Genomic DNA, 13,157 nt, shown 5'->3' with positions numbered 1-13,157 from the left:
TATTACAGTTTTATGACTTTGCTAATTTTGTACGTGTTCTTGTGTTAGTACTAACCAACTTGGTTCAAAGGCGAACCAAAAACATGAGCCTTTACCGACGACACTGTCAATATGCAGGTGTGAGTCATGACGCGACAACACATGTTTGGTAATAGCCAAGCCGAGGCCAGAGCCCCCCGTTTTCCGGCTTCGCGCTTTATCCACTCGATAAAAGCGCTCGGTTAAACGGTTGATATGTTCAGGTGCGATGCCCTCACCATTATCGGTCACGCTAAACACCGCTTGACCGTCTTGGCGATACCAACGCACCGTAATCTCTCCCTCATCGGGGGTGTAATGCACGGCATTAAATACCAGGTTTGAAAACGCGCTGCGCAGCTCATCAGCAGCGCCAACGATATCTAAACTGGTATCGACATCAAAATACAGGCGGTGGCCTTTATCTTGATTCAACGATGTCGCTTCTGTTTCGATAACTTCCAACATTTTCGGCACATTGACTGGTTTATCGTTGTCGTGTTTGCGTGCTCCTTCAATTCGCGACAGCGACAACAACTGATTGACCAAGCTATCCATTCGCTGACACTGCTCAATCATCGTGCCATGGGCTTTATCCCACATCGCTGGTGGTGGTAAGTTGTCGCCATCAAGCATCTCTAAGTAGCCGGTAACCACAGTTAAAGGTGTACGCAGCTCATGTGATACGTTGGCCACAAAGTCTTTACGCATCTGCTCCAATTGCTTAAGGCGAGTAATATCACGGACCACCATCATGATCTGTGATTGTGCGTAGGGCATCACCCGAAATTCCAACACTTGTTCACCGGTGTGGGTTAAATCAAGCTCAAGGGCATCGTTGAATTGGTGCTGCTGCATATAGCGGCTAAATTTGGGGTGTCGAATAAGGTTATCTATACGCTGACCGTGATCAGTGGGCCACTGCAAGCCCAATAACCGCAGCGCTAATTGGTTACACCAGACAATACTGAAGTCCTGTTGCAGCACAATCACAGCATCAGGCACGGCTTCGGCCCCCTCGCGGAAACGACGGATCAAGTCAGCCAGCTCATTGCGCTTTTTACGGTTGCGTTGTTGGAGCTGGTAAATTCCCTCGAAAACCTGCTCCCAAGCCCCTTCTCCCTCGGGCGGATTAAAGCTACGTTGGTTAATAAGCCAATCACTAAGGCGGTAAAGCTGGCGATAATGCCACAGCAACAATGTGATAGCGCCCAAAAATAGAAGCAAAAAAGGCGCGCCTACTAGCACGCCTATCAACAATAAAGGCAGGAAAAAGATAACTAAACGCTTGGTAAGTGTGCGTTTATTAACCACTCGGTACATAGATTCGCTCTACTTAAAACAATGTGTCATCGGCTTGATGCCGATGCAATGAGCAATAAAGATAGTTATACCTTGCTAGAAAAACGATAACCAGCACCACGCACAGTTTGTACTAAGCGGTCATGTCCCATGGGAGCAATTGCTTTACGCAGGCGACGAATATGCACATCAACGGTGCGATCCTCAACGTAAACATTGGTTCCCCATACATGATCCAGTAGCTGCTCACGACTATATACTCGCTCAGGATGGGTCATAAAAAAGTGTAGCAAGCGAAATTCGGTAGGTCCCATATCCAACTCGCTGCCATCGGATGTCACACGATGAGAAATAGGATCTAAACGCAAGCCGTGTACTTCGATAGCCTCTTCAAGTGATGTCGGCGCCACACGGCGAATAACGGCTTTAATGCGTGCCATTAATTCTTTCGGAGAGAATGGCTTAGTCACATAATCGTCAGCTCCCACTTCAAGGCCTTTCACCTTGTCTTCTTCTTCACCTCGGGCGGTGAGCATAATAATGGGAATTGCGCGGGTATGATCGTTTTGTTTAAATTTCTTCGCAATCTGAATACCGCTGCCTCCGGGCAACATCCAATCCAGTAATACCATATCTGGGTAGGGCTCTACCATGGCTGCTATGGCAGAGTCGTAATCCTCAGCTTCAATGGCTTGAAAACCATTCTGTTCTAAAACAAACACCAGCATTTCGCGGATGGGCGCTTCATCATCGACCACAAGAACTTTACGTGACATTCCGTTTATCTCTTTCGCTTTATTGAACTGAATTTACTGATGTCATTATTATGACTTTTTGTGACAATTTTATGAAAGCGTACACCTTCAATGGAAATGCTGCAAAATTAAACTTGGGATCAAGACGTTAGGGGCCTTAAGAGCAAGGATCATCGTCTTACCAACTGGGCCTTTACAAGATCAGATTTATACCAAGTTGGCTATCAGTGGATCAGAGTTTTACCCATTGATCTGCCCTGAGATCACACTCTTACCAAGTGACGTTCTTTATGTGTATAAATATCGCTCAAACCTTGTTTGAATATCAACCACATATAGTTTCATTGCCTGAGCAGCGCGTAAGAACGTGATCCCATAATCAGTGCTGTTGATAAAAATCTGATCCCACTATGATCCACTCAGTAAAATAGTGATCCATAAAAAAGCCCCGCTTATGCGAGGCTCATTAAAGTGGTGAACGCGACTATTTTATTTTTGCATCCAGTTCGCCGTTTAAATAACGAAGGTGCATATCATCTAACGAGATAGGCTTAATCTTGTCGGCCTGGCCTGCTGTGCCAAAAGCTTGATAGCGATCAACACAAATTTCCGTCATCGCTTTCGTTGCCTCTGCTAGGTATTTACGCGGATCAAAGTTAGCGGTGTTGTGCGCGAGGTGGCGACGAATAGCCCCTGTTGCAGCTAAACGTAAGTCGGTATCGATATTCACCTTACGTACACCATGCTTGATACCTTCGACAATCTGCTCAACAGGCACACCATAGGTCTCTGGGATCTCACCACCGTACTCATTGATAATCGCTAACCACTCTTGTGGTACGGATGATGAACCATGCATAACCAAGTGAGTGTTAGGGATACGGGCGTGAATTTCCTTGATACGATCGATAGCAAGAATGTCCCCTGTTGGTGGGCGGGTGAACTTATAAGCACCATGTGACGTGCCACAAGCAATAGCCAAGGCATCGACATTGGTTTTAGCAACGAAATCCGCCGCTTCTTCTGGGTCAGTAAGCAGTTGATCTTGTGTCAGCTTACCTTCGGCGCCGATACCGTCTTCCTCACCTGCTTCACCGGTCTCTAGAGAGCCAAGTACGCCCAGCTCACCTTCTACCGATACACCACCAGCATGAGCCATTTCGACGGTACGACGAGTTACATCAACATTGTACTCATAAGATGAAGGCGTTTTACCATCTTCAAGTAATGAGCCGTCCATCATGACCGATGAAAAGCCAAGCTGGATAGAACGCTGGCACACGCCAGGAGACGTACCATGATCTTGGTGCATAACCACTGGGATATGAGGCCACTCCTCTACCGCAGCAAGGATCATATGGCGAATGAATGGGGCACCTGCATATTTACGTGCACCAGCTGAGCCTTGCACAATCACTGGGCTGTTTGTTTTATCAGCCGCTTCCATGATGGCACGCATTTGCTCTTGGTTATTAACGTTAAAGGCTGGCACGCCATAACCATTTTCTGCTGCATGGTCGAGTAGTTGACGCATACTGATCAAAGCCATTTCGCTTATCTCCAATTTTTGATAGCACCGAGACTATCTGGTTTTTGAACGGGATGAAGCTTGGTTTCCCAAGCGAGGGCTTAATGCCCAAAACACAAGGCCGGCAAAGTGAGAGAGGCCGGCCTGGTGATTATTCGTTATTTTGCTCGCTCTTCAAGCATAGCAACTGCGGGTAGTTTTTTCCCTTCAAGGAACTCCAAGAAGGCTCCACCACCTGTGGATATATAAGAAATTTTATCCGCGACATTGTATTTATCGATGGCCGCCAAGGTGTCACCACCGCCAGCAATAGAAAACGCTGATGATTCGGCTATGGCTTTGGCAATGCTTTGAGTGCCATTCCCAAACTGATCAAATTCAAACACGCCCACTGGACCATTCCATACAATGGTGCCCGCTTGCGCAATAATATCGCCAAGCTGTTTAGCGGTATCGGGGCCAATGTCAAAAATCATGTCTTCTTCGGTGACATCGGCAACCTCTTTGAGTTGCGCGACCGCAGACTCTGAAAATTCATTGCCGACAACCACATCCACAGGCACCGGAATATCACCGCCATTACTGCGAGCGGTCTCTGTGAGTTTTTGAGCCTCGCTAATAAGGTCTTGTTCGTACAAAGACTTACCTACCGGATGACCAGCTGCAGCAATAAAGGTATTGGCAATACCGCCCCCTGTCACTAATTGGTCAACGACGTTTGACAGTGAGTCTAACACGGTTAACTTGGTCGATACCTTCGAGCCACCTACAATCGCAACTAACGGACGCTTCGGGTTATCTAGTGCTTTACCGAGTGCCTCCAGTTCAGCCGCAAGTAAGGGGCCTGCACAGGCGATTGGGGCGTGAAGACCTACGCCGTGGGTTGAAGCTTGTGCTCGGTGTGCGGTACCAAAGGCATCCATCACATATACGTCACACAACGCTGCAAGTTGTTTTGCGAGGGTCTCATCATTGGCCTTTTCGCCTTGATTGAAGCGCACATTTTCAAATACAACCACTTCGTTGTCGCCAATCTCTACGCCATCAAGGTAATCAGTGGCAAGACGGACATTTTGTGACAAGGCGTCGTTAAGATAGTCAACTACAGGAGCCAGTGAATAAGCCTGGTCATATTCTCCCTCGGTAGGACGGCCAAGGTGAGACATAATCATCACTTTAGCGCCTTTTTCAAGGGCGAGCTTAATGCTTGGTAGCGCCGCACGCAAACGCGCATCTGAGCTTACTTTACCGTCTTTGATTGGCACATTGAGGTCTTCACGGATCAGTACCCGCTTCCCGGCTAAATCTAAATCCGCCATCTTAATGACCGACATTCTCTTCTCCTTAGTTATACGTTTTATTCATTTGCGTTTATTGGCGCATCCAGGCTGCACTGGTATCTAACATACGATGGGCAAACCCCCACTCGTTGTCACACCATACCAATAACTTTATCAACCGTTTATGACTAACCCGTGTCTGTGTACCGTCTATGATACAAGAATGGGGATCATGGTTAAAATCAACAGATACCAATGGCTCCTCGGTATAATCCAAAATACCTGCCAAGCGCCCATGTACAGCCTTAGCAATCGCTTGGTTAACATCATCTAGAGAAACATCAGTATTTACGGTGACACTCAAATCCATCGCCGTCACATTGATGGTTGGAACACGTACGGCTATCGCTTCAAAACGGCCATGAAATTTGGGTAAAATACGTTCAATGCCACGCGCTAGCTTAGTATCCACTGGAATAATAGACTGGCTAGCCGCCCGGGTACGTCGTAAATCATCGTGATACGCATCGATCACTTGTTGGTCGTGCATAGACGCGTGAATAGTGGTGATAGCGCCTGACTCAATGCCAAAAGCATCATCCAATACTTGAATCACTGGAACAATACAGTTTGTTGTGCACGAGCCATTGGAAACAATGTGTTGCTCACTGTGAAGCACATCATCGTTGATGCCATAAATAATCGTTGCATCAACGTCAGCATCTGCGGGTTGAGAAAATAATACTTTTTTAGCGCCTGCCTGAAGGTGCTTTTGCGCATCCTCACGGGAATGGAAAACCCCGGAACACTCCAAAACGATGTCAACGTCATGTTGGTGCCAAGGCAAAGCGCTCGGGTTTTGCTCGCAGTACAAGGCGATTTCATCACCATCAACGACTAAAGCTTGCTCACGAAGCTCGACAGGAAAGGAAAACCGCCCATGGGCAGTATCATATTTTAGTAGATGGGCTATGCCCTCAGGTTTGGCCAATTCATTGATTGCCACAATCTCGAACTCGTGGCGACGTTCACTCTCATACAAAGCGCGTAAAATGTTACGCCCTATTCGCCCAAAGCCGTTAATCGCAAGCTTTATTGCCATAATTACAGACTACCGCCATCAAAGCAGACACAGGTCTAAGAAGAATGGCGGCTATTGTAATCGACTCACGCTCTGAGTGTAAGGGGTGCGCAAAAATAAAACGCTGACAAAGGGTGTTACGACAGGCCACCAAACAAAGTAAGTAAAGCTATCAGTGCCAAGAAAAATAATACATTGCGTTTTACTAAGCGGATCATGCACTGCGCTTCGATAGTGCAGCCGTAGTGGGCCAGTTCTATCTGTTCAGCAGCCAAGGCTGTTTCGGTAATAACCTGACGATTGCTGACTCTAAAATCAAGCACATGGCGCAACCAACATTGCGTACCTTTGCTAAAGTTGCCAATCACCAAGTAGCCCAAACTGGCAATTCGTGCGGCAGGCCATTCAAGCCAATGACCGACACAAACTAACAATGTATGCTGTTTTGATAGAGGGTGGGATGTCTGCTCACTGTCATCTACACAAGTCCGTACCAAGGCATAAAAAACGGCCCCAGGTGCGCCCAGTACAACAAACCAAAAAATCACCGCACAATAAAAACGAAAATTGACCCACGCTAGAGTTTGCGCAAAGGTTTCACCACCGCTTTCATTTTCAGTACGTTTTTGTCCCATTTGCAACGCATATAAAGTGGCTGCTTCACCATCGTCTCGGGTCAAAGCATTGAGGTAGCCCTTATAATTCGCGCGCATGTGCGCGCAACCAAAACAGATGAGTATGACCAACGTATTGACCGCTAATTGCCACAGAATAAAATCACTCGCGTGCACAAAGGCAGCAATAACTAAGGTTGGCACTAGTAACCACAGCAACAGCCCAATGCCGTTATGCAGCTGTTGCAAACGCGACAACAGGGGCGCACTTTTGCGCTCATACCAGTGCGCATAGGTCGCTATTTGCCAACGCGCTGAGCGAGCGCCTAAGCGTTCAGCTATTAATGCAAATAAGATTGATATCAAAGTCATGGCGACTACTTTGCTCGCTTAAGTTGACTTTAGTTTATCGCAATCTTGGGCAAAAGTAAGGTCAAAAAAATGTTCCCAATCAAAGCCTTCACCGGGGTCTGTTTTTCGCCCGGGAGCAATATCGCTGTGACCCACAATGCGCTGTCTATTCAAATGCGGATAGGTGCGTAATAAGCTTTTTGTTAATTGCGCCAAGGTGAGATACTGCGCTTGGGTGTAGGTGGACTTGTCGGTGCCTTCTAGTTCAATGCCGATGCTAAAGTCATTACACCGCTGGCGCCCTTCGAATTGTGATACTCCAGCATGCCAAGCACGTTGCGTAAATGGCACATATTGGCGTAACGTCCCATCTCGATCGATCAAGCAGTGCGCTGACACACTCACGCCTGCGAGTGAGGAAAAACTCGGATGTGCTTGGCAATCGATCTGCCCTGCGAATAAATCATCAATATAGGGTGTACCGTACTGGCCCTCAGGTAGTGAAATGCAGTGAATCACCAGTAAGGACACTTCACTTTGCGGACGCTCATCATAATGCGAACACGGCAACTGCTGCGCCTGTTTGCATACGCCCAGATCATCTATATCCATGTTTTTCGTTTATTAACTTGATTGTGCCTGCATGTTAAGAGGCTAAGAATCACTGCGCAAGTTGATCTGTGGAGAAAAGTTACACTCGCCAGTGTGATTGACGCTGACCAATTCATCATCGCGGCGCAGCACCGCCAACCGCCGGTGTTTACTGATGGTACGAACAAACTCGAGCTCAAAGCCCATTTTGGTGAGCGCATATACCTTATCTACCTGTTCGCCGGTCAAGTTCGCATAATGTTCGCGAAACGTCCTTTGACCACTGCGGCGTTCGCTATCTGCTTTTTTCGCCTGTGCCATGGTATTAATCCGTTGGGAATCCCTTTCCAATATAGTCGAATTTGCTCATAAAAAAAGCGCCATGCGGTTGCATTGGCGCTTTTTACTTCATTTTAGTGCTCACTCTGCACGCTGCTCGCGCCCTAAAAGAGCCATAGCAGCTTCTTTTACGTTCTTATTTTCATATAAGACTTGGTAAATTTGCTCAGTAATTGGCATCTCGATACCGCTGCGTTTAGCCAGCATATACACTTCTTTGGTGTTACGGTACCCTTCTACGACCTGGCCTATTTGTTGCTGCGCAGAGTCGACATCGAGCCCCTGCCCTAAAGCTAAGCCAAAGCGACGGTTGCGCGATTGATTGTCGGTACAGGTAAGAATCAAATCACCTAAACCTGCCATGCCCATGAAGGTTTCCGATTTGGCACCCAGTGCACAACCCAATCGGCATAACTCCGCAAGCCCACGTGTGATCAACGCGGTTCGAGCATTGGCACCAAAACCAAAGCCATCAGAAATCCCGGCGCCTATCGCAATAACATTTTTCACCGCCCCACCTAATTGGATACCAATGAAATCATTGTTTCGATAAACCCGGAACGAGCGTCCACAGTGCAACAAACCCGATAAGCGTTCACAAAACTCATCACTGGTGGCCGATACGGAAATAGCGGTAGGTAGACCGGCGGCCATTTCTTTAGCAAAGGTTGGCCCCGATAACACCGCTAAATCCATATCTTCGCCAAGATGCTGCTTAGCAACATCTTGAAGGAGACGACCGGTGTTCGGTTCCAAACCTTTCGTTGCCCAGGCAACCTTGGCATTGCTACGTAGCATGGGTGCGATGGTCTGCAATAGATCCGCAAAAGCATGGCTAGGTACGACCACCAAAACGATGTCGCTACTGGCAACAGCTGTTTGCAAATCACTTTGCATCTCTAGGCTATCAGGAAAAGCGATATCACCGAGGTACTGCTGATTTTTTCGCTCATCGGCTAAACGCTGTATATGGTCGCTGTTGCGTCCCCAAAGAGTCACTTTATGACCGTTTCGAGCAAAACAAATAGCAAGGGCGGTGCCATAAGACCCCGCCCCTAAAACCGTTACAGCGCTGGATGCTGAAGTGGTCATGACTTATGCGTCAGCTTGCTCAGCAGCACGTTGCTGCATGTACTGGGCAAATAGCGCATCGAAGTTCACTGGTGCTAGGTTCAGCTGTGGGAAAGTACCACGATTCACCAAGTTTGATACAGCTTCACGCGCATACGGGAACAATACATTCGGGCAGAAAGCGCCAAGCATGTGTGCTGTTTGCACCTCTTCCATTTCACCAATAGCGAAAATACCTGCTTGCTGGATTTCACAAAGGAAAGCCGTCTCTTCACCTAGCGTTGCTGTAACAGTTAACGCTAATACAACTTCAAAAATACCGTTATCAAGTTTGTTTGAGCGAGTATCCAAATCTAACTTTACTTCAGGCTTCCATTCTTTTTGGAAAATTTCAGGTGAGTTAGGTGTCTCGAAAGAGATATCTTTGGTGTAGATACGTTGAATAGAGAATTGCGCCTGTTGTTCTTGTGCTGCGCCTTGATTTTGTTCTTCCATTGTTGTTCCTATCAATATTCTTTTTGCAATAAATTAGCCGCGTGAGGACGCGGCAGCATATATGTTCGCAAGCAATTACGCGTTTAGCAGGGTGTTTAACTCGCCACTGGCTTCTAACGCCATCATATCATCACAGCCACCCACATGATGCTCACCAATGAAAATCTGCGGCACCGTGTGCGCGCCATTTGCGCGGGTGAGCATTTCATCGCGTAGCTCTGGCTGTACACCAATATCAAACTCAGTGTAAGTTACCTCTTTTTTATCCAGCAAGGCTTTCGCACGCTGACAAAAGGGGCAATAGGCTTTAGTGTATAATACAACGTTACTCATAAATGCTTCCTAATAAAGTTATCGGCCTGATACCACAGGCAGACCTGCGCTTTGCCAAGATTGCATTCCACCTGACAAAATAAATACGCTTTCAAAGCCTGCTTTATTCAAGCCATTGGCAATACCTGAAGCCGTCATGCCTGTCGCACATACCAATATAATGGGTTTGCTTTTGTACTTTTCAAGCGCACTAAAGTCACCCTGCTTTGCTTTTTCAGCGCTCAGGTGCACGGCATTAGAGATATGCCCAGCGTTGTAGTCCTTTTGCGCGCGAATATCCGTTACTACGGCATCTTCACGATTCACTAAAAGGGTCAATTGCTGTGGATTAATCTGCTTGATGGCAGAAAACTTACTTTTAAACCACCCCGATATCAACATCGCGACAATCGCTAGCCAAATGATGCTTAAAATAGGATGGTTTCCGATAAATTCTATGTATTGTTCCATACGTCTTACTGTATTGTTCAAACCTTGCGGGCGGCACAAGTATACACACTTGCCTTCGACTTACCAATTGATGAAATATTTTCTACTGCTAAGGCGGATAAAAAACGGTAGGATACATTATAAGAGCGCAGTTCTGTGGTCACAGTGCACATCCATAGAGCTGTATTCTTAATAATTATTATCAAGCAATTCATTTGTCGTGCCGACACTAGCAGGAGATCCAATGACACAGCCAAAGAAACCTCTCGTACTGATGATTCTGGACGGTTGGGGTTACCGTGAAAACAGCGAAAGTAATGCGATTTTAGCCGCCAACACCCCCGTTTTAGATAAGCTTTGGGAACAGCGCCCGCACACTCTGATTTCCGGTTCTGGCATGGATGTTGGTTTGCCTGATGGGCAAATGGGCAACTCTGAAGTAGGCCATGTTAACCTCGGTGCTGGGCGTGTGGTATATCAAGATTTTACCCGCATTACCAAAGCCATCGACGATGGAACATTTGCTGATAATAAAGCGCTTACCACTGCGATAGATAATGCCGTAACAGCGAACAAAGCAGTCCATCTGATGGGGCTGTTAAGCCCAGGTGGCGTCCATAGCCACGAAGAACATATTATTGCCGCTATTGAGCTGGCTGCCGAGCGCGGCGCGGAGCATATTTATGTGCATGTCTTTTTAGATGGTCGTGATACGCCTCCACGCAGCGCTGAAGCATCACTTAAACGCATCGATGAAACCTTCGCTCGCCTCGGTAAAGGTCGTATCGCCAGTGTTGTTGGGCGTTACTTCGCTATGGATCGTGATAATCGCTGGGATCGCATCGAAAGTGCCTATAACTTGATGGTCCTCGGCGAAGCTGACTATCAAGCCGTAGATGCAGTGTCAGCTTTACATGCAGCCTATGAGCGTGATGAGAATGATGAATTTGTAAAAGCAACAACCATTGGCGATAGCCCCGCAACCATCAGTGATGGTGATGCAGTGTTATTTATGAACTTCCGAGCGGATCGAGCGCGGCAGATGAGTCGCGCTTTTGTTGATGCCGAATTTAACGGCTTCAGTAAAAAGAAAGCGCCGCAATTAAGCGGTTTCGTTATGCTGACTGAGTATGCTGCAGACATCAAGGCGCCTGTGGCATTTCCACCAGAGCCACTCAATAATGTGCTGGGTGAGTGGCTTGCCAAACATAACAAAACACAATTACGCATTTCAGAAACAGAAAAGTACGCTCATGTGACCTTCTTTTTCAGCGGCGGTCGGGAGCAAGAGTTCGATGGTGAAAGCCGTGAGCTTATCCCCTCGCCGGATGTTGCTACCTATGACTTACAACCAGAAATGAACTCTCAATTGCTAACCGACAAACTAGTGGCGGCTATTCAAAGCAACAAGTATGACGTCATTGTGTGTAATTATCCTAATGGCGATATGGTTGGTCACTCAGGCGTATTTGCAGCAGCCGTAAAAGCTTGTGAAGCGGTGGACAGCTGTATTGGCCGCGTGGTAGAAGCGTTAGAGCAATTCGGTGGCGAGGCCTTAATTACCGCCGATCACGGTAATGCCGAGCAAATGGTAAACCCACAGACTGGTCAAGCGCATACCGCCCACACCAGCGAGCCTGTGCCATTCATTTACGTTGGCCGTGATGCTCAAGCTATTGATGGCAAAACGCTCAGTGACGTAGCTCCCACTATGTTGCACCTATTAGGCATGGAGCAGCCAGAAGAAATGACTGGTTCACCCATCATGCGTCTTAAGTAATCTCGATGCCGATGGTTTTATTGAGTCACAAACGTCAAAAAGTGTCGCTACTGTGCGCGACGCTTTTGGCGTTCCTAAGCTTCAATAGTTTTGCTAACGAGAACCGTACCAAGCAAGACTTAACCGAAGTCCAACAAGAATTAAAAAAGAGCCAACAAAATTATCAGCAGCAGCAACGCTCGCTGGATAAGTTACAGAGCCAACTCAAGAACTCAGAGCAAGCTATCGCTGCAAATGCGAAGGAGTTACGTGCGCTCGATAACAAACTCGCAGACAACGAACGGCAACACCAAAAGTTACAACAACAGGCTGAACAGCTGGAGTCGCGTCGTAAAAAGCTTGATAAAGTTCTTGCAGCCCAAGTAAAGAGCGCCTACATGGTGGGTGGGCACGATTATTCAAAGATGCTGTTAAACCAACAAGACACAGCCAAGTTAGAGCGCACCATTAGCTATTACGACTATTTCAACAAAGCTCGTTTGCAACAGCTTGAAGCGTTACAACAAACAATGCGTGAAATAGCGCAAAACCAAGCAGCGCTGCAGCAAAACAGACAACAACTGGCGAAGCTACGCGAGCAAGAACAACAGCAGCAACAGCAATTAGTTGCCGCGAAAGCACAACGACAATCTCAGGTCCAAGAGCTACAAGGTAGATTAAATCAACTGCAAAGCTCAATAGCGTATTTAAAAGATAATGAGCAGACCTTACTGGATACCCTAGCGGAGCTAGAGCGCAGTAAAGACCGCCAAGTAGCTATGTTAGGTCTGGGTAGCAGTAAAGGAAAATTAACTTGGCCGACACGGGGTAAGCTTACCCACCGCTTTGGCACCCGTAAACGCCAAGGGTTCAATTGGAAAGGGGTGGTGATCGCAGCCAGTGAAGGGAGCAGTATAACCAGTATAGAGGATGGCCAAGTGGTCTTTGCTGACTGGCTAAGAGGTTTTGGTTGGGTCATGGTGGTCGATCACGGCAAGGGTTATATGAGCCTATACGGCCACGCTCAAGCACTACTCAAAGAAGTGGGCGATCCGGTTTATAAAGGCGAAACAATCGCTTTAGTAGGCCAGAGCGGCGGTCAAATTGATCCTGGTCTATACTTTGAAATACGCCACAAAGGACGTGCCGTTAACCCAACGACATGGTGCAAATCCTCCTAATTGAATAGAGGCTGCACCTCAAGGGGGCAG

14 protein-coding genes are annotated in these 13,157 nt (G+C 47.3%); 2 read left to right on the top strand and 12 right to left on the bottom strand.

From position 1 onward, the window contains the following. Positions 1-21: 21 nt before the first annotated feature. The 12 genes from phoR to EXT46_RS00790 form a co-directional block, all read right to left on the bottom strand. Complete coding sequence (phoR, locus tag EXT46_RS00845; protein WP_130144615.1) at positions 22-1,341, bottom strand: phosphate regulon sensor histidine kinase PhoR; 1,320 nt, start codon at positions 1,339-1,341, stop codon at positions 22-24. A gap of 65 nt (positions 1,342-1,406) precedes the next feature. Then, the gene (phoB, locus tag EXT46_RS00840; RefSeq protein WP_022943391.1) at positions 1,407-2,096 is read right to left on the bottom strand and encodes a phosphate regulon transcriptional regulator PhoB; all 690 of its coding nucleotides are present in this window, start codon (positions 2,094-2,096) and stop codon (positions 1,407-1,409) included. A gap of 463 nt (positions 2,097-2,559) precedes the next feature. After that, the gene (gene fba / locus EXT46_RS00835) at positions 2,560-3,624 is read right to left on the bottom strand and encodes a class II fructose-bisphosphate aldolase (protein WP_053909758.1); all 1,065 of its coding nucleotides are present in this window, start codon (positions 3,622-3,624) and stop codon (positions 2,560-2,562) included. 137 nt (positions 3,625-3,761) lie between these two features. Beyond that, the gene (locus EXT46_RS00830; RefSeq protein WP_053909759.1) at positions 3,762-4,937 is read right to left on the bottom strand and encodes a phosphoglycerate kinase; all 1,176 of its coding nucleotides are present in this window, start codon (positions 4,935-4,937) and stop codon (positions 3,762-3,764) included. A 37-nt stretch (positions 4,938-4,974) separates the two neighbouring features. Continuing rightward, positions 4,975-5,985 carry an erythrose-4-phosphate dehydrogenase gene (gene epd, locus EXT46_RS00825; protein WP_022943388.1) on the bottom strand — a complete coding sequence of 337 codons (1,011 nt, stop codon included), beginning with the start codon at positions 5,983-5,985 and terminating at the stop codon, positions 4,975-4,977. 116 nt (positions 5,986-6,101) lie between these two features. After that, on the bottom strand, positions 6,102-6,950 hold the full coding sequence (ampE, locus tag EXT46_RS00820) for a beta-lactamase regulator AmpE (RefSeq protein WP_130144612.1): 849 nt from the start codon (positions 6,948-6,950) through the stop codon (positions 6,102-6,104). A gap of 18 nt (positions 6,951-6,968) precedes the next feature. Continuing rightward, a complete protein-coding gene (ampD, locus tag EXT46_RS00815; RefSeq protein ID WP_130144610.1) occupies positions 6,969-7,541 on the bottom strand; it encodes a 1,6-anhydro-N-acetylmuramyl-L-alanine amidase AmpD in 573 nt (190 codons plus the stop codon). A gap of 42 nt (positions 7,542-7,583) precedes the next feature. Then, complete coding sequence (locus EXT46_RS00810) at positions 7,584-7,841, bottom strand: hypothetical protein (protein WP_022943385.1); 258 nt, start codon at positions 7,839-7,841, stop codon at positions 7,584-7,586. 99 nt (positions 7,842-7,940) lie between these two features. Next, positions 7,941-8,951, bottom strand: a complete 1,011-nt coding sequence (gene gpsA, locus EXT46_RS00805; protein ID WP_053909763.1) for an NAD(P)H-dependent glycerol-3-phosphate dehydrogenase — start codon at positions 8,949-8,951, stop codon at positions 7,941-7,943. Between the two features lie 3 nt (positions 8,952-8,954). Further along, on the bottom strand, positions 8,955-9,425 hold the full coding sequence (gene secB, locus EXT46_RS00800) for a protein-export chaperone SecB (RefSeq protein WP_022943383.1): 471 nt from the start codon (positions 9,423-9,425) through the stop codon (positions 8,955-8,957). A gap of 75 nt (positions 9,426-9,500) precedes the next feature. Further along, positions 9,501-9,758, bottom strand: a complete 258-nt coding sequence (gene grxC, locus EXT46_RS00795) for a glutaredoxin 3 (protein ID WP_045979274.1) — start codon at positions 9,756-9,758, stop codon at positions 9,501-9,503. A gap of 18 nt (positions 9,759-9,776) precedes the next feature. After that, positions 9,777-10,208 carry a rhodanese-like domain-containing protein gene (locus tag EXT46_RS00790; RefSeq protein ID WP_022943381.1) on the bottom strand — a complete coding sequence of 144 codons (432 nt, stop codon included), beginning with the start codon at positions 10,206-10,208 and terminating at the stop codon, positions 9,777-9,779. 223 nt (positions 10,209-10,431) lie between these two features. On the opposite strand from EXT46_RS00790, the gene gpmM reads away from it, so the two are divergent. Next, on the top strand, positions 10,432-11,967 hold the full coding sequence (gene gpmM, locus EXT46_RS00785) for a 2,3-bisphosphoglycerate-independent phosphoglycerate mutase (protein WP_130144608.1): 1,536 nt from the start codon (positions 10,432-10,434) through the stop codon (positions 11,965-11,967). A gap of 5 nt (positions 11,968-11,972) precedes the next feature. Continuing rightward, entirely contained in the window at positions 11,973-13,127 is a 1,155-nt protein-coding gene (locus tag EXT46_RS00780) for a peptidoglycan DD-metalloendopeptidase family protein (RefSeq protein WP_346428450.1), read from the top strand. Positions 13,128-13,157 lie beyond the last annotated feature (30 nt).

The organism is Pseudoalteromonas sp. CO325X (assembly GCF_004208955.1).
Classification (GTDB): domain Bacteria; phylum Pseudomonadota; class Gammaproteobacteria; order Enterobacterales; family Alteromonadaceae; genus Pseudoalteromonas; species Pseudoalteromonas ruthenica.
The sequence above is the reverse complement of the archived record's forward strand: the minus strand, read 5'-3'. Positions and strand labels throughout refer to the sequence as shown.